The organism is Streptomyces sp. NPDC002209, assembly GCF_042890265.1.
Taxonomy (GTDB): domain Bacteria; phylum Actinomycetota; class Actinomycetes; order Streptomycetales; family Streptomycetaceae; genus Streptomyces.
The window spans coordinates 595,579-610,969 of sequence record NZ_JBIARX010000001.1; the positions used below are offsets into that span (position 1 = coordinate 595,579).

The 15,391-nt window shown below is 68.6% G+C and carries 18 protein-coding genes; 10 read left to right on the forward strand and 8 right to left on the reverse strand.

Annotated elements, in window-relative coordinates; genetic code table 11:
• Positions 1–380 precede the first annotated feature (380 nt).
• Together ACFYXK_RS02735 and ACFYXK_RS02740 are read right to left on the reverse strand one after the other, a co-directional pair.
• Entirely contained in the window at positions 381–902 is a 522-nt protein-coding gene (locus ACFYXK_RS02735) for a DinB family protein (protein WP_389409836.1), read from the reverse strand.
• Positions 903–1,021: 119 nt separating this feature from the next.
• Positions 1,022–1,615 carry a TMEM165/GDT1 family protein gene (locus ACFYXK_RS02740; RefSeq protein ID WP_383515942.1) on the reverse strand — a complete coding sequence of 198 codons (594 nt, stop codon included), beginning with the start codon at positions 1,613–1,615 and terminating at the stop codon, positions 1,022–1,024.
• A gap of 552 nt (positions 1,616–2,167) precedes the next feature.
• Between ACFYXK_RS02740 and ACFYXK_RS02745 the strand changes: the two genes are divergently transcribed.
• The 4 genes from ACFYXK_RS02745 to ACFYXK_RS02760 all read left to right on the forward strand — a co-directional run bounded on the left by ACFYXK_RS02745 (position 2,168) and on the right by ACFYXK_RS02760 (position 6,134).
• Positions 2,168–2,812: an HNH endonuclease family protein gene (locus tag ACFYXK_RS02745; RefSeq protein ID WP_389409837.1), complete on the forward strand. Its 645-nt coding sequence runs from the start codon at positions 2,168–2,170 to the stop codon at positions 2,810–2,812.
• 132 nt (positions 2,813–2,944) lie between these two features.
• Positions 2,945–4,612 carry an alkaline phosphatase D family protein gene (locus ACFYXK_RS02750; protein ID WP_389409502.1) on the forward strand — a complete coding sequence of 556 codons (1,668 nt, stop codon included), beginning with the start codon at positions 2,945–2,947 and terminating at the stop codon, positions 4,610–4,612.
• A 217-nt stretch (positions 4,613–4,829) separates the two neighbouring features.
• Positions 4,830–5,450 carry a DedA family protein gene (locus ACFYXK_RS02755; protein ID WP_389409503.1) on the forward strand — a complete coding sequence of 207 codons (621 nt, stop codon included), beginning with the start codon at positions 4,830–4,832 and terminating at the stop codon, positions 5,448–5,450.
• A 174-nt stretch (positions 5,451–5,624) separates the two neighbouring features.
• Positions 5,625–6,134, forward strand: coding sequence for a hypothetical protein (locus tag ACFYXK_RS02760; protein ID WP_389409504.1), 510 nt, complete (start codon positions 5,625–5,627; stop codon positions 6,132–6,134).
• Between the two features lie 71 nt (positions 6,135–6,205).
• Here ACFYXK_RS02760 and ACFYXK_RS02765 read toward each other — a convergent pair whose 3' ends face one another.
• The 4 genes from ACFYXK_RS02765 to ACFYXK_RS02780 form a co-directional block, all read right to left on the reverse strand.
• On the reverse strand, positions 6,206–6,439 hold the full coding sequence (locus ACFYXK_RS02765) for a DUF2277 domain-containing protein (protein WP_389409505.1): 234 nt from the start codon (positions 6,437–6,439) through the stop codon (positions 6,206–6,208).
• A gap of 15 nt (positions 6,440–6,454) precedes the next feature.
• On the reverse strand, positions 6,455–7,084 hold the full coding sequence (locus ACFYXK_RS02770) for a hypothetical protein (protein WP_389409506.1): 630 nt from the start codon (positions 7,082–7,084) through the stop codon (positions 6,455–6,457).
• A gap of 1,076 nt (positions 7,085–8,160) precedes the next feature.
• Entirely contained in the window at positions 8,161–8,529 is a 369-nt protein-coding gene (locus ACFYXK_RS02775; protein ID WP_389409507.1) for a hypothetical protein, read from the reverse strand.
• 127 nt (positions 8,530–8,656) lie between these two features.
• Positions 8,657–9,412 (reverse strand): GntR family transcriptional regulator, encoded by a 756-nt coding sequence (locus ACFYXK_RS02780; RefSeq protein ID WP_389409508.1) that lies wholly within the window; start codon positions 9,410–9,412, stop codon positions 8,657–8,659.
• 76 nt (positions 9,413–9,488) lie between these two features.
• Here ACFYXK_RS02780 and ACFYXK_RS02785 point away from each other — a divergent pair, with 76 nt between their 5' ends.
• The 4 genes from ACFYXK_RS02785 (at position 9,489) to ACFYXK_RS02800 (ending at position 11,267) form a co-directional block, all read left to right on the forward strand.
• Positions 9,489–9,767, forward strand: a complete 279-nt coding sequence (locus ACFYXK_RS02785; protein WP_389409509.1) for a hypothetical protein — start codon at positions 9,489–9,491, stop codon at positions 9,765–9,767.
• Positions 9,768–10,018: 251 nt separating this feature from the next.
• The gene (locus ACFYXK_RS02790) at positions 10,019–10,237 is read left to right on the forward strand and encodes a hypothetical protein (protein ID WP_389409510.1); all 219 of its coding nucleotides are present in this window, start codon (positions 10,019–10,021) and stop codon (positions 10,235–10,237) included.
• A gap of 8 nt (positions 10,238–10,245) precedes the next feature.
• A complete protein-coding gene (locus ACFYXK_RS02795) occupies positions 10,246–10,950 on the forward strand; it encodes a GntR family transcriptional regulator (protein WP_389409511.1) in 705 nt (234 codons plus the stop codon).
• Positions 10,947–11,267, forward strand: a complete 321-nt coding sequence (locus ACFYXK_RS02800; protein WP_389409512.1) for a hypothetical protein — start codon at positions 10,947–10,949, stop codon at positions 11,265–11,267. Before ACFYXK_RS02795 ends, ACFYXK_RS02800 begins: the two co-directional genes overlap by 4 nt.
• A gap of 173 nt (positions 11,268–11,440) precedes the next feature.
• On the opposite strand, the gene ACFYXK_RS02805 is transcribed toward ACFYXK_RS02800, so the two are convergent.
• Entirely contained in the window at positions 11,441–12,649 is a 1,209-nt protein-coding gene (locus ACFYXK_RS02805; protein WP_389409513.1) for a restriction endonuclease, read from the reverse strand.
• A 139-nt stretch (positions 12,650–12,788) separates the two neighbouring features.
• Here ACFYXK_RS02805 and ACFYXK_RS02810 point away from each other — a divergent pair, with 139 nt between their 5' ends.
• Both ACFYXK_RS02810 and ACFYXK_RS02815 read left to right on the forward strand, forming a co-directional pair.
• The gene (locus ACFYXK_RS02810) at positions 12,789–13,976 is read left to right on the forward strand and encodes a DNA cytosine methyltransferase (protein ID WP_389409514.1); all 1,188 of its coding nucleotides are present in this window, start codon (positions 12,789–12,791) and stop codon (positions 13,974–13,976) included.
• A gap of 51 nt (positions 13,977–14,027) precedes the next feature.
• Positions 14,028–14,891: an NgoMIV family type II restriction endonuclease gene (locus ACFYXK_RS02815; RefSeq protein WP_389409515.1), complete on the forward strand. Its 864-nt coding sequence runs from the start codon at positions 14,028–14,030 to the stop codon at positions 14,889–14,891.
• Between the two features lie 243 nt (positions 14,892–15,134).
• Here ACFYXK_RS02815 and ACFYXK_RS02820 read toward each other — a convergent pair whose 3' ends face one another.
• Positions 15,135–15,350, reverse strand: coding sequence for a hypothetical protein (locus ACFYXK_RS02820; protein WP_389409516.1), 216 nt, complete (start codon positions 15,348–15,350; stop codon positions 15,135–15,137).
• Positions 15,351–15,391 lie beyond the last annotated feature (41 nt).

The following is a 15,391-nucleotide window of genomic DNA, read 5'->3' on the forward strand; positions in this document are numbered from 1 at the left end:
GGTCGCGTCGCTTCGCGATGGCCTTCGGCCACCCTTGACCGACCGGCCCGCCCCGGAACGCCATAAGACTGCCGGGAAGCCCCCGAAGGAACGGTCAGGGGGTTCATGTTCCGAGCAGGTCCGATCAGAGATCCCGGCCGGCAGTCTGTGTCCAGCCACACCCCGGCCCGGCAGGGGCACCGGTCCGGGCCGGTGAGCGGGTTGTGGGGAGGGGCACCGCCCCATCTAGGGTCCGTATGACCCCCGTCCCGGGTCCGGGCAGGGTCAACCTGCACCAGACGGTGAGCAGATGCCCGTTCCGGTGGCCGTGGGGCCGCGGACGTGCCCCGTCGGTACGCGGTGCTCCCGGATTGGCGTCCGCTGGTCGGCTGCCCGCCCCCCTACTGCCCCACCCGCCCGTCGATCCGCTCGCGCAGGAAATCGGCATGGCCGTTGTGGCGGGCGTACTCCTCGATCATGTGGACCAGGACCTCGCGGAGCTCCATCGGCTGTCCGTCGCTGTCGCCCGCGACGTCCAGGTCGGGAGCCTCGGCCACCAGCCGTTCCGCGAAGGCGACCTCGGCCCGCCAGGTGGCCCAGGCGTCCGCGACCACCGCCGGGTCGGCCACTGCCTGCGTGAAGTCGGCCGCCGGGTCCTGAGCCGAGCGGTAGTGGCGTCGTACGTCCTCGCCCGCCATCACCTGGCGGAACCAGTACTGCTCCACTCCTGCCAGGTGCCGTACGAGCCCCAGCAGGGAGAGGTTCGACGGCTCCACCGAGCGGCGGGCCATCGCCTCGGCGTCGAGTCCGGAGCACTTCAGCTCCAGCGTCAGCCGCTGGTCGCGCAGGTAACCGGCGAGGACGGCGCGTTCGCCCCGGAAGCCGCCATCGGTGCGGGTGTCCTCGTCGGGGTGGACGAACATGTTGGACCAGCCGAAGCGTCGTTCGGGCGCGGAGTCAGTACTGTCGGTCACGCCCGCGAGCGTGCCCCGTGCGTCCGCCTCACGCAACGGGATATCCCCGCGCCCGGTCCGCACTCCCGTCAGCCCGCGATGGCCTCGTACAGCGAGAACGCCGCCAGCGCCGCCATCACACCCGCCGCGACCTTCGTGATCAGGCGCAGCGGCACGTACTTCATGAGGGTCTTGCCGCCCAGGATGCCGATGCCCGCGACGGCCCAGAGGGCGAGGACGGCGCCGATGCCGACCGAGACGGGGTTGTCGTAGCGTGCGGCGAGGTTGGCGGTCATGATCTGGGTCAGGTCGCCGAACTCGGCCACCAGGATCAGCATGAATCCGGCCCCGGAGACCTTCCAGAAGGACTGGTCGGCAGGTGCCTTGACCTCGTCGTCCCCGTCGCTCTTCTTCAGGAGGAGCATGGCCGCGCCCGCGAGGAAGAGGACACCGACGACGGCCTGGACGAGCCGGTGCGGGAGGAGGGTCAGCACGCTGCCGGCGGCGATGGCGAGCGCGACGTGTACGGCGAAGGCGGCGGCGACGCCGGCGAAGACGTACGAGGCGCGGTAGCGGGTGCCGAGCATCAGGCCGGCGAGGGCCGTCTTGTCGGGGAGCTCCGCGAGGAAGACGACTCCGAAGGCGATCGCCGTGACGGTGATGCTGAAGGTGCTGCTGAACACGGGGGCGGAACCTCAATCGGTCGGGCAGGACGCCATCGATACCGAGAGACCTGGGGTGTTTCAGGGGTCGCTTCGGCTCGACGGCGCCCTGACTGGGTCCACGCACCCGTGTGTGGCGGGTGCAGATGGACCGGAACAGGACACTGCGGCCGAAGGTCTCGCTGGCCGGCCGCTGCGCGCGGCCTGCCTCCGGGCGCCGGCTGGGGTGACCCAGCAGTATGTCGACGGTCCGGCGAAGAGCTACTCCCCTTCTGCTCCCCCAGAATACGCGACGGCCCCCATCGCCCGAAATAGGCCCTTGGTCCTGTCGTGGTTCCGCCGTGATCGCCGCACCCGGCCCGCCCGCCCGGCCGCGCCTGCCCCACCTTCTTGCGGAAGTGCAACTTCCGATTAATTCCGGGGAGTTGTCCGCGCACGCATGTGACGTGCTCATGTCGCAAGCCTGTAACCTTGCGCCCGCCGCCACGCAATCTGGCGCCGCCACCATGGCCGCGCCCCTCCGGGGCTGACCGGCCACACCCCCCCCACCCAGGGAGCCCCCTCATGGCCCTCATATCCACTGTCTACGCGCGTCGAATCGGCATGCTCGCGTCAGCAGCCACGCTCGCCGCCCTCACCTCCCTCGTGACCGCGCCCGTCGCCCAGGCCGCCCCGCCGACCCCCATCAGCGCCGCGGCAGCCCGCTCCTACCTCGCCACGGTCACCCCGAAGACCGAAGGCTCCCTCAGCGGCTACAGCCGCAGCCTCTTCCCGCACTGGAGCACCGTCTCCGGCACCTGCAACACCCGCGAGACGGTCCTCAAGCGCGACGGCGTCAACGTCGTCACCGACTCGGCCTGCGCCTCCGTGAGCGGCAGCTGGTACTCCGAGTACGACGGCGCCACCTGGACCGCCGCCGCCGACCTCGACATCGACCACGTCGTTCCGCTCGCCGAGGCCTGGCGCTCCGGGGCCAGCTCCTGGACCACCTCCCAGCGCCAGCAGTTCGCCAACGACCTCACCCGCCCGCAGCTCATCGCGGTCACCGACAACGTCAACCAGGCCAAGGGCGACCTCGACCCGGGCAAGTGGCTGCCGCCGCGGACCGCCTACCGCTGCACGTACGCCCGCATGTGGGTCCAGGTGAAGCAGTACTGGGCTCTGAGCATGGACTCGGGCGAGAAGACGGCCCTGGTGAACATCCTCAACGGCTGCTGATCCGCCCCGGGCCGGCCCGGCGGCCCGGCCGGCCCCTGCCCCTTCACCCGGCCTTTCCCCCGCCAGGGGGAGGCCGCGTCCCCCTTCCCCGTCGTACCGTGATCGAAGGGGCTACGGAGGAGGGGGAGTTGCATGGCCGGATTGCGTCTGGGGCCGCTGCTTCGCTATGTCGACTGGGACACGGGCGGTTCGGCCACGATATGGGTCGAGGCCGACCGTCCGTGCACGGCCGAAGTGCGCTGCGCCGACGGGGCCGCCGGCAGCGTGCGTACCTTCCAGGTCGCCGGGCACCACTACGCCCTGGTGCCGGTGACGGGCCTGACCCCGGGGAGCACCACGGCGTACGAGGTGCTGCTCGACGGCGTGCAGGTCTGGCCGCCGGCGGGGACGGCCTTCCCGCCGAGCACGATCACGACGCCCGCCGTCGCGGCGGCCGGGCGGCCGGCCCCGGGGCTGCGGGTGACGTTCGGGTCGTGCCGGCAGGCTGCGCCGCCGGCCGGCCGGCACGGGCCGCACGGTCCGGACGCCCTCGACACCCTCGCGGCGCGACTGGCCGCCGATCCGGACGAGGTGCGGCCGGATGTGCTGCTCCTGCTGGGCGACCAGGTGTATGCGGACCAGCTGTCCCGCGAGACCAGAAAGTGGATCGCGGCCCGCCGGGACCTACGGGATGCGCCCGGCGCGCAGGTCGCGGACTACGAGGAGTACACGCGGCTGTACTACGAGTCCTGGCTCGACCCGGAGATCCGCTGGCTGCTCTCCACCGTCCCCAGCCTGCAGATATTCGACGACCACGATGTCGTGGACGACTGGAACACCAGCGCGGCCTGGCTGGCGCAGATGCGGGCGACGCCGTGGTGGCAGGAGCGGGTGCTCAGCGGGCTGATGTCGTACTGGGTGTACCAGCACCTGGGCAATCTCTCGCCGACCGAGCTCGCGGCCGACCCGCTGTACGCGGCCGTGCGCAAGGCCCCGGACGGTACGGATGCGCTGCGGGCCTTCGCCGCCGCGGCGGATGCGGATCCGGGCTCGGTGCGCTGGAGCTACCGGCGTGACTTCGGCCGGTCGCGGCTGCTGATGGTGGACACGCGTGCGGCGCGTGTGCTCGCGGAGGACGGGCGGGCCATGCTCGATCCGGCGGAGCAGCAGTGGCTCCGCGACAACGCCCTGGCCGGGCACGGCGGTTACGACCACCTCCTCATCGGTTCGTCACTGCCGTGGCTGATGCCGCCGCTGATACACGACGCGGAGGTGTGGAATGCCGCGCTGTGCCGCGGTGAGCGGGGGCCTCGGTGGGCGCGCATCGGGGAGGATCTGCGGCGGCGCAGCGATCTGGAGCACTGGGCGGCGTTCCCGGCCTCGTTCGCGGCGCTCAGTGATCTGATCGAGGAGGTCGGGACGGGGCCGCGGGCTCCGGCGACGGTGTGCGTACTGTCCGGGGACGTGCATCACGCGTACGTGGCCGAGCCCCGAATACCCAGTACGGCGCGGGTGTTCCAGTTGACGTGCTCGCCGGTGCACAACTCGATCCACACGGTGGTGAAGTGGGGCTTCCGGCTGGGCTGGTCGCGGGTGGGGCGGTGGCTGGGGCGCGGGTTCTCGCGGCACGGGCGGACCGGGCGTCCGCCGCTGAGCTGGCGCCGTACGGATGGGCCGTGGTTCGGGAACCAGCTGATGACGCTGGCGCTGGCGGGCCGGTCGGCCCGGCTGCGGCTGGACCAGGCGCACAAGGCCCGGAAGGGACAGCAGCGGGCCCGGCTGGTGACGGTGCTGGACCGCGAGCTGACGGCGGCGGACTGAGCGAAACAGGGCGGGTGGCACGACGGACGCGAAAGCCGCACACCACAACTCAGGCGGACGGACGGGACTGACACACTGTGGGCCCGGGAAACCCCCGGGCATACGGCGCACCAACGCCAGGCGTACGCTGTATGGCTGTCAAGCCGCCCCTGCCGCTCCCCCGCGACGTCGCGGCGCTTCATGCCGAAGCACGTCAATCGGACTGGGGAGTCCCGCTTTGTTTGAGACTCTGGGGTCGCTGACCACGAGCCCATGGATCTACGCCGTGGTGGCGCTGTCCGTCGTGCTCGACGTCTTCCTGCCGGTGCTGCCGAGCGGGGTTCTGGTGATCACCGCTGCTGCGGCTGCGGCGGCCGCCGGGGCGGCCGGGCCGGTGCCGGTTCCGGCGCAGGTGCCGGACATCCTGGCTCTGCTGGTGATCGCCACGACCTCGTCGGTACTGGGTGACATGGCCGCGTTCCGGCTGGCCCGGCGCGGTGGGGCCCGGCTGGACCGCGCCATCGCCCGGTCCCGGCGGCTGACCCGGGCCCAGGAACGCCTGGGCGCGGCCCTGGCCCGCGGCGGCGGCGCCCTCGTGGTGATCGCCCGCTTCGCCCCGGCCGGCCGCTCGGTGGTGTCCCTGGGTGCGGGCAAGACCCACCGCAAGGTCATGGAGTTCCTGCCCTGGTCAGTGCTGGCCGGTATGGCCTGGGCCGGGTACAGCGTGGCCCTGGGCTATTTCGGCACCCAGTGGCTCGGCGCCGCCTGGCTCGGCACGGCGGTCTCCGTGATCGCCCTCTTCGCCGCGGGTGCTCTGGCGGCCTTCGTCGTCCGCCGCCCCGCTGCGACACCGGCGTAGCGCGCAGCCCTCCCGTACCGATTCCCCCGGGCGGAGCAGCGGCTCACCCGTTCACCCGGCCCCGATCGCCGCCCCGGGCCAGGGCTCCTAGCGTCCACCACACGGTGCGCACCGAATCCGCGTCACATCCGTGGCCTGGTCGTGCCGTTTCGAGGAGCCCGAGGAGTTCTCTCCATGCCCGCCAAGCCGCTCGCCCAGCTGCCGAACCGCCGCCTCCTTGCCAGGGTCGCGGCCGCGACCCTCGTGCTCAGCGCTGCCGCTCCGCTCACGCTCGCCCACGCCGCATCCCCGTCCGCCGGCGTCTCCCCCACCGCCGTCGCACCCGGGGGCAGGGTCAGCCTGAACGTCACCGGCTGCGGGACCAAGACCGGCCTTGCCTCGTCCACCGCCTTCGGCGACGTGCGTCTGACCCCGGGCAACCTCGAGGCCACCAACCTGTTCGGCAACGCCACCGTGTTCGGCAACGCCAACGCGGGCGCGCACTCGGTCACCTTCGAGTGCGGTGGCGCCGGCGGCCAGCGCGTCACCGTCTCCCTCCAGGTCACCACGGGCGCGGCCCGCGGCGGGCTGGGCGGCAGCATCGGCGCGATGAGCCCCGGTCAGATCGCCCTGGGCGGCACGATGGCCGCAGGCGCACTGGGCACCGGCGTCTGGGTACTGCGCCGCCGCTCCCGCATGTCCTGACGGGCCGAGCCGCCGCACGAGCCCCCCGGGGGGGCGGCCGTACCGGGACCCCAGCACAGAACGGAGCGAACCTAGGCGGTGGCGGTGGCGGTGGCCGCGCCCCTGACCTGCAGCCCGTCCAGCAGGTCCCGCGTGGCCTCGGCGATCGCCTCCACGGCGGCCTCGAAGACCTCCTGATTGTGCGCGGCGGGCGCCCGGAACCCGGACACCTTGCGCACGTACTGCAGTGCGGCGGCGCGGATCTCCTCCTCGGTGGCCTTGGCGGGGATGGCGGGCGGGCGCAGGGTCTTAATGGAACGGCACATACCCCCACTATCCCGCTACCGGGGCAGCTCGGCCCCGGACAATTTCATGATCAAACCGGCTTGCAGTCGCGCCCGCAGCACGGGATCCGTGACCTCGTCGAGCAGCTCGACGGCCTGCTGCAGGGCGGCGGCGGCCCGCCGGTCCTCCCGCAGGGAGGCGGTCTGATCGGCCATGTGCCTGAGCGCGATGTCGGCGCGCCGGTGAAACAGCTGCCCGACGAGTGTGACGACGACGCCGACCGAGCTCATGACCACGCCGAGGTAGAGATCCCCGCTGCTCTCGGCCTTCCACACGGCCAGTGCCACCCCGAGCAGCAGTATGGCGGCGCCGGCCCCGGCGAACCGCTGGCTGGTGGCGAAGCTGCTGCGCGCCTGCGTCAGCCCGTACGCGTAGTACTCCACGAGCACGGACGTGAACTCGGCGTCCCCGCGCCCCTCCCGCCCGGCCGGCATCCCCCCGACATCGGCGTACTTCGGGTCCCCGCCCTCCGCCGCCGGCTCCGCCACCCGCGCCAGCAACCGGGCCCGCTCATCATCCCGCCGCCGCTCGAACTCCTCCCTGGCCCTGCGGTCCAGTACGACGTACGCCGCGCCGCCGGCCGCGATCGCCAGCAACACGACACCCCCCACCACCCACTCGCCCATCCCCCGACGATCCCCGCGCCCCCACACCCCGTCAAGGCCCCCACAACCCAACGAACTGCCCGTCCACAGCGGGCCGTTCCCATGGCCACCCGGCTGACCGAAACGATGCCGCCCTGCCACGTGAACGCCCACGCAAGGGCGCGCCGAGCCCACGAAAAGGTCCGCACGCGCACACGGGAGGCATCTGGCTCTACGGCTACAGGGCCGGCCCGTGATGGTCATCGGCAGCAGTGCATGAGGGTCGGACGCGGCTCGGCAGAACCCCCTGCGCGGGCAACCTCACCCGACACCACCACGAGCCCCCCCCGGCCAACCCCCGCGCCACGCAATCGCGGTACCCCACGAACCCACGCCACGCACGACGAAGGCCCCCCGCCATGATCGGCGAGGGGCCTTCGTGCTGGTGGGCGTGGACGGTTTCGAACCGCCGACATCTGCTTTGTAAGCTCGCCCGGCCCCCACCAGCCACCCGCCGGCCCAAGGCCACGACGCCTCTGCGTGGCCACCCGAAACTGTCAGTGGCCACCCGCGTTGATGTCAGCCATGGATGTCAGACGACCGCTCACCACCAGGCCCACTTCTTCTTGCGCAGCTCCCGCATTTTGGCTTGAGCTTCCTTTGCCTGCACCTGCGCGCCACCCTGTCGAGTCCAGCGGCCCTGATGCTTGGCGCACTGGCCGCTCCCGACGATCGCCTTGTTCCGACATCGACCTCCGCGCTTAGTCACCGCGCCGCACCTCGGTTGCGTCACCTGGCTCCCTCCCGCTCCCTCAACGTGGACACCTCACGCACGCTGCCGGAAGTGCCAAGTGGCAGGAAGGGCGCACAGGGACGCGCCAGGAGTACGAGGGGCACACACAGCCGACTCAGAGCACTAGTTTGGAAGATCGCTTACGCACCTACCCACCGAGCAGCCACCCCACTGACCTGCACGTTCCCACCCGCCTCCCCGCCCCTCCCCGAGATTCCCCGTCAAAGGCCTCCTGCACGGGCACGCGGGGGACACGGCCCGACGGGCCTTGAGGGAGGTAGTGACGGTGGGCCGTGAGAGGCCGCGGCGCCCTTCCCCCAGGCGCTCAGGCTGCGACTTCGCCGGGGTTCTCGTCCTCATCCTCGTCATCCGAGGAGCCGCCCCGCTCGTAACCTGCAACGGGAACAACGCGCCCGTCAGCAAGGGTCCGCGTGTGCCCGACTACCGGGTGCTTGACGGGGGATTTCCGTGGCTCGTCCACGGCCGCAGGGTCGGCGACCGACCCGGTGTCCTCGGCATCCTCAGTGGCGTTCTGTTCCATGGCCTTCCTGGCGACCACGACAACGACGGCCAGGGCCATGCCGCCCAGGGCGATGCCTGCGGCGAGGACCTTCCCCTTGTGCTTCCCGTACAGATTCTTCGTCTTCTCGACGAAGGTGGTGGGTTCGCCATCCTCGGGCGTGGAGTCATTCACGGCACACATCTACCGGACCCATCCCTCACCTGTCAGGTAATCACCCGACATCGCCCGATCAAGTTCAGTAGCTCGGTTTTGCGGGCCGTCCGCTCCACGTCCCCAGCGATATCCTCCGCCCGCCGCTCTAGCGATCGACAGGGATCTCGTAGACGATCTCGCACAACGCGGTGGGGATGACGATGTCAGCCGTCTCCACGGGCCGCCCTTGGTCGCTGTAGTAAGTCCGCCGGATGTGCGTGACCAGAGCGGCCTTCTGGATCCCGAGAAGCGATGCCTCCTCGGCGCTCGCCGGCCGAGGCTCCGGCTGCTCCACGGCGTGGCTGACCGTGATCCCGATCTCGGCCATCCGGTTCACGACGCCGGCCCCCGCATGCGGCCCGCCCTCTGGCAGCACGACGACTGTGCCGCCGGTCAGCCCGTACGGCTCCCAACTCGTCGACAACTGCACCGGCCGACCATCACCCAGAAACTCGTAGACCGTGCGCACGCACAGGTCACCCTCGGCGATACCAAGTCGCGCCGCGATCTCGGCCGGAGCCGGCACCTTCGCCTCGGTCCGGCTCTCCCAGTTCCCCTGCTTGCCCAGCGCCCGCATGTCCGCGCGGAACGGTGAACCGTCCGGCTGCTCCCTGGCAGAGGACCGGACCACCCGTACGCGCTGCCGCGGCTCGGCCACATACGTCCCGGACCCCGCACGCCCCTCCAGCACTCCCTGGGAAATCAGGAGCTCCTGTGCCCTGCGGACCACGTTCTCGCCGACACCGCACTCCTCAGCGATCTGGGCACGCGACGGAAGCCGATCTCCGGCCGTCCACACGTGCTCCGCGATCCGCTGCCGCAGGACGTCGGCGATGCGGAGATAAGGCGGCTGCTCAAGCATGTGGAAAATCTAGTCCACTAGCTCTAATCTAGTTAACTAGCTTCACTCAACGTGATCAGTCGGCGACGGAGGCCCTGTGCCCGCTTCAGAAGCAAGGGCAAAGGATCTCGCCGCCCGGTTGTCGGCCCTCGGCCTGACAACACGCGTGGAGCCGCACGCCAACTACACGTCGATCGAAGCGGAGGTACCGGAAGCGCTGCCCGCCGAATCGTGGCGGGAGGTCTTGGAAGTGGTGGCGGAGGCCGACCGATTCGGTCTCGTCGCCAGCAGCTTGACCGGCCGCACCCTCTGGGCCGCCATAAACAAAGCGGTCCCCGCGACGGGCGATGTCCGGGGACCTGGCCGTCAGCGATAGGAGCTGATCAGCGTGCACAACCGTATGGGCCCCACCACCGCCCGCACCAGTGGGCCGCAATTCCTCGCACTCTCCTATGCCACGCACGCGAGGACCACCTTCAGGTCGAGCTCGTGCGCGATCGGCACACACTCCGAATGCGCCCAGTCGTCCCCCGCAACGGCGCCCGTTGGCGTCCCTGTGATCTACGAGGCCTGCGCCTGCTCCTGCCACACCCCGAACAAACCGTCGGAACCGCGGCAGGTGAACCAGTGAGGGCCCCCAGCGGCGCACTCGCCACGAACATCGAGATCACCTCAGACAGCGTCCAGCGCGGCGACGTTATCCAGATCGGCGGCCAGCCGTGCCGCGTAGCCGACCTCGTCCAACTCCCCGCCGGTGCAAAGCGGCTGTTCTTCGAGACGGGTGAGACACTCACGATGCACGCAGGGAGCCGACTCATCGCCCTCCGAATGATGAGGAAGTGGTGACCCGGCCCATGCCTTCCCGCCGCCACGCCATCGCCGACGATCTCCGCCACCAGATCTCATCGGGCCATTTCCAACCCGGCGAACGCCTCCCCTCCGAGGCCCAACTCGCCACCCGCTACACGGTCAGCACGCCAACCCTCCGCTGCGCCCTCGCACTCCTCCAAGGCGAAGGCCTGGTCGAGAAGATCCACGGCAGCGGCAACTTCGTCCGCCGCCCCCTCCGCAGGACCACGTACGTCGGCGGCGTCGGCACGTCACCAATCCCGCCCCTACGAGCAACCGTCCGCACCACGAACCTCGAAGCGCACGGCGAACTGCCCGCCCTTCTGAACGTCCCAGCCCTCAGCCCACTGACTGAGCTCTTCTACGTGACCCACGACGGGAAGGCGCCTCACAGCCTGGCCCGCATCTACGTCCCTCGAGAGCTGGCGCCAGTCGGCTGTCCCTCGCCCGAGCAGATGCGAGCGCGCTTGGCAGACCTCCACCCACCGCTGTCCGAGATCCAAGAACGACTCGGCGCCCGCCTCCCAACCCAAGACGAGTCAACGGCCCTTCGGATCAGCACGTCCCTGCCGGTCCTCTCGCTCACCCGCGTGGCAACCGACACCACCGGCCGCGTGGTCGAGGTAGCCCGCATAGTCCTCCCCGGCGACAGAGCGGACGCTCTCTTTACCACCCGCCTCACGACCGACGAGGGGACCCCAACGGAATGACTCCGAGCAACGGACTGCGCCTGCTCCCCTGGACGGGCCCCGACGACAAGCCCTGTTACCTGAGCACCGATGACACCGCCGGATACCTGTCCCGCCTGGCCGACCACGCCGAAGACATGCAGCTCGAGCTAGGGGCCGAGTTCCTGGACCATGCCGTTGAAGTCCTATCCGATGCGGACTCAGACCCAGAGGAACTCCGCCTCCTGGCAACAGACCTGACCGTAGCCCTCCGAGACACTCTCCGCGTAGCTACCAGCCGCGGCGACCGCCTCCTCCACCCAGCCCACCCCGAAGGACTCCCAGCGCACCTCAGCTAACAGAACTCGCACGAGACAACGAAGCGGCCCCAGAGTCAATCTGGGGCCGCTCTCATATGACGCACACGGCTCCGGAGGCCCCGTGCGTCCCGCGCGTTTCGGCAGGTCAGGGACTCGAACCAGTCAGAGCCGGTCTCGTCGGTCCACAAAGGGGCCGCGGCTTCCGCTGCGCTCTACGCATGAGGGAAACTTTGCTTGAGCCACTGCTGTACGGAGTCCACCGTCGTTCGTCCCTGCTGGCGGAGCGCGTCGATGATGTCCCGCCCGCACACCAGGGCAATGGGGTGGCCGTCCTCGTGGACTTCGTCCTGCACCTGCTTGTTGAAGAACGAAGTAGTGACCAACACGCCGAAGTTCCGGTGTCGGATCCGGGAGATCAGCCGGGAGACCTCACGGACTCCCACGGAGTTGTCCGCGGCATAGCACTTGGCCTCAAGGGCAAAGTCGATCGCTATCCGGTTCGCCACAGGTCCCAGGACGTAGGTACCGATGGCGTCCCGACCACCGTCACGGCTCGGCCGGGTCACGTCAACTGCGCCCGTGCTCGGTGCGATGAGCCGCCAGATCGCTACCGCACAAGCTTCGAAATCGTACTCGCGGCCGCGGAAGTACTCCCGGATCGCCTCCAGCATGGCCCTGCCAGCAGCGTCTTCCGGCAGCTGGTCCGCCTTGGAGCGGATCGTGGTCGTTGTAGGAGCCAGGAGGGGGCGGTAGACCCGGCTTTCAGCCCAGGTTTGCCACGCAGCGGGGCAGTCACCGTCCAGTGGATCCCCGCCGGCCAGCAAGTGCTGGATCCAGCTGCGCGGAACCCGGTCCACGTCAAGCACGGTGAAGTGGGCGCGGTAGTTCTGGAAGCGCTTGCCCGCGGTGGCCCTCCAGATGGCGGCGAGCTCGTCGTCCGAGGTCATCGTAGGACCGCCGGGCGCCAGGAGCCCGCGAAAGAGCACTGAACGCCCCGTCCTAGCAGCCTTCTCGAACAGGAGGAACGGGGGCACCTTGGCCCTGACGGCTGGGGTCTCGTGGGAGGCAGCGAAGACATCGCGCAGCAGAACGTTGCCCGAGCGCGAGGTCTCGTGAAGACGCTGCCCCGGCTTCCTATTGTCGCCGTAGTAGGTGAAGGTCCCGGTCTGCACATCCAAGTAGTCGGGCCAGTCCACCTCTCGGCCGCTGGTGTAGAGGACGGCCAGCTTCACCGTGCGATTGGCCGGGGAGCCGGCGTACCGGAAGCCGCCTTGGTTGCCGATCCCCTTTATGAGCCTGGACATCGGGTCGTCACCGGAGTTGCCGCTCGTCCCGCCGGCATAGAGCGCATCGACTTGAAGGTCGGCGGTCTCCAAGTCGGAGAACGCCACCTGCGGCACAGCTTCGACAGGGAGGGTCATGTTCCTAGGTCTACCAGGCTCCGCTGACAGGGGATCGGCTGGCAGCCCCTTTCAAGTCCGGGCTGTCAGTGGGGGAACGTAGGATCCTTGCCCACTGCCGGACGATCTTGGGGGATGGTTGATGGAGCCGTTGCGAGTGATGGACCTCTTCGCCGGGTGCGGCGGATTCTCAGAGGGCTTCCGCTCCTACGCCGCGGGTGGTGACGGGTCTCGAGTGGCGTTTGAAACCATTGCAGCAGTGGACTTCGATCGCGCAGCGCTTGCTACGTTCCAGGCCAATCACCCCTCGGCCCAGGTGATGGAAATGAGCATCGAGGACTTCGCCCCCGCTCACTTCACGGACCGCGTCGACGTCATCACCGGAGGGCCGCCCTGCCAGGGCTTCTCGGGCTTGAACAAGGGGTACTGGGACGATCCGCGCAATAGCCTCTGGCGAGAGTACGTCCGGGTCGTCAGCACCGTTCGGCCGAAGGTCTTCGTCATGGAGAACGTAGACCGCTTCAAAACGTCGCACGAGTACGCAGGGCTTCTGGAGACGGTTAAGCCTGGTGGACCGCTCGGCGACTACACCCTTGTCGAGGGCCTGCTCAACGCGGCCGACTACGGGGTACCGCAGGCCCGGAAGCGGACGATCATCATTGGCACGCACCGGGCACTCGGTGCGCCCATCCTGCTGCCCACACCGACCCACAGTCAGCGCGCCTTCCAGCAGGATGCTGGCTTCCTGCCGTTCGACGGTGGGACGACGCTCTGGCCGTGGGAGCCCGTAGACGACGTGTTCGACCGCTCGGGCCGCCTGGCGATCAAAGGGACGGCGCTTCCAGAACGCTTCCGTGCCGATGGTGTGGCCGGCCCGTTCCGGACGACCGAGCTGCACATAGGGCGTGTGCCTCAGGCGTTGTCGATGGAGCGGTACAAGGCTATCCCGGCGGGCGGCAACCGGAAGAATCTGCGCGGGAAGCATGCGCTGGTCGACGGCCGAGAGCAGTACCTCAGTACGGAGAGCTGGGACCGGCACACCACCGGATCGGGAGACGTCATGGGGCGCCTGAGACTGGGCCGTCCTTCGGTCACCATTCGGACCGAGTTCTTCAAGCCGGAGAAGGGCCGGTACCTTCACCCCGTGGAGCACCGCCCGATCACTCACTACGAGGCCGCCCTCATTCAGGGCTTTCCCGAGGACTACCTGTGGCACGGGACGAAGATCGACATTGCGAAGCAGATCGGCAACGCTGTCCCGGTCGGCCTCGCCTGCGCACTCGCTGGCGTCATCCATGAGCGGCTTGAGCTCGGCGCCGGGGGCCTGGACCAGGCCGCGGTCTGCTAACCCTGGCTCGCACCCAGCGATGTCGGGCTCTAGTTTGGGGGTATTTCTCACGTGCCAGCGGTGCTTACTGAAGCCAGGATGGATTTTCACAGGGACCTTGTTGACAGAAAAACACTTTCACTGGCGCCCGATGGTGTAGCTTCGAATGCCGATAGCGGCCAAAAGACCAGCGTGGGAATAGCGCTGAGCATTGCGAAAGATCTTTCGGCGCAGGTAATCGAAAAGAAGCTCACAGGGCAGCGCGCCGGAAAGCAGTTCGAGGAAGCCGTGGAAGGGTTCCTGAAGCGCACTTTCCCTCTCCTCCAGTCTCTCCGCCCAGGGAAATGGGTAGTTGAAAACGTTGGCGGATCGCGTGCCGAATATCAGATCTCTAAATATGAGCCCTATAGCCACTTGGCCGATCTTGCGATAGCGGTCGAACGTAACCCGGACCTCGCTTCTATCCTGGGAAACTCATATGAGATCAGCCCTGATATTTTGGTGCTCCGACACCCCGAACCGGACAGTGTAATTAATCGAGACTGGAACCTCGTGGATGCGGATTCAGGCAGGTATGCCATCATCAGGGAGTCCAACCAGAACCACCCGATCGTTCACGCCATAGTTTCTTGTAAATGGACACTTCGGAGCGATCGGGCCCAGAATGCCCGTTCCGAGGCCCTCAATATAATCCGCAACCGTAAGGGGCGGACTCCGCATATCGCGGTCGTCACTGGCGAGCCTTCGCCATCCAGATTGGCGTCTCTGGCACTCGGTACAGGCGATATCGACACTGTCTATCATTTCGCTCTGCCGGAGCTTATGAAGGCTGTCCTTGAATCCCAGAATGACGAGGCCGTCAACATGCTGTATACATTGACTTCCGGTAGGCGGCTTAGAGACATCAGCGACCTGCCTCTCGATTTGGCAATCTAGCGGCGGATTTCACTCACCTGGGAAGCTGGCCGATCCTGGACCGCATCTCAGTGAAGCGCGTGTGCCGCTGGTAGCCTTCCTGCCCTGTCGCCTGCTCGCGCTGCCCTGTCTTGAAAACCGTCGTGGCGCGAGTCACCGTGGGTTCAAATCTCACATCCACCGCACCTTGAACGGCCTTTGACTAGCAATAATGGCCAGGGGCCGTTCGCGTGAGCACCACCTGCCAGCGACCGCTGTTCCCCTCTAACGGGCACGGGAAGGGCACGGCCTGAGTCGTTGCTGCTCAGCCCCAGGGCCCCGACTCGCGCCGGGGCTCGGGAGCCGCCAGCCGGCGTAGTCGTAGTGCTCGCGGAGGTTGTAGCCGTGGTTGCAGGTGGGGCAGAGGGTGAGGTCTTCGGGGTCGTCGGCGTACGGGTTGGGGATGATGCCGCTGTCGCACTGGGGGTCGGTGCAGGCCATGGTGCGCTCCTCCGAGGTCGGGGCGGTTGTCCTGATGGGCA

What these genes read in the sequence shown, in the direction of transcription:
- ACFYXK_RS02810 (WP_389409514.1), top strand. Translation starts at nt 12,789, where the DNA reads ATGGACCTCTTCGCCGGGTGCGGCGGATTCTCAGAGGGCTTCCGCTCC.
- ACFYXK_RS02765 (WP_389409505.1), bottom strand. Translation starts at nt 6,439, where the DNA reads ATGTGCCGTTCCATTAAGACCCTGCGCCCGCCCGCCATCCCCGCCAAG.
- ACFYXK_RS02750 (WP_389409502.1), top strand. Translation starts at nt 2,945, where the DNA reads ATGGCCGGATTGCGTCTGGGGCCGCTGCTTCGCTATGTCGACTGGGAC.
- ACFYXK_RS02735 (WP_389409836.1), bottom strand. Translation starts at nt 902, where the DNA reads ATGTTCGTCCACCCCGACGAGGACACCCGCACCGATGGCGGCTTCCGG.
- ACFYXK_RS02805 (WP_389409513.1), bottom strand. Translation starts at nt 12,649, where the DNA reads ATGACCCTCCCTGTCGAAGCTGTGCCGCAGGTGGCGTTCTCCGACTTG.
- ACFYXK_RS02800 (WP_389409512.1), top strand. Translation starts at nt 10,947, where the DNA reads ATGACTCCGAGCAACGGACTGCGCCTGCTCCCCTGGACGGGCCCCGAC.
- ACFYXK_RS02760 (WP_389409504.1), top strand. Translation starts at nt 5,625, where the DNA reads ATGCCCGCCAAGCCGCTCGCCCAGCTGCCGAACCGCCGCCTCCTTGCC.
- ACFYXK_RS02770 (WP_389409506.1), bottom strand. Translation starts at nt 7,084, where the DNA reads ATGGGCGAGTGGGTGGTGGGGGGTGTCGTGTTGCTGGCGATCGCGGCC.
- ACFYXK_RS02780 (WP_389409508.1), bottom strand. Translation starts at nt 9,412, where the DNA reads ATGCTTGAGCAGCCGCCTTATCTCCGCATCGCCGACGTCCTGCGGCAG.
- ACFYXK_RS02795 (WP_389409511.1), top strand. Translation starts at nt 10,246, where the DNA reads ATGCCTTCCCGCCGCCACGCCATCGCCGACGATCTCCGCCACCAGATC.
- ACFYXK_RS02820 (WP_389409516.1), bottom strand. Translation starts at nt 15,350, where the DNA reads ATGGCCTGCACCGACCCCCAGTGCGACAGCGGCATCATCCCCAACCCG.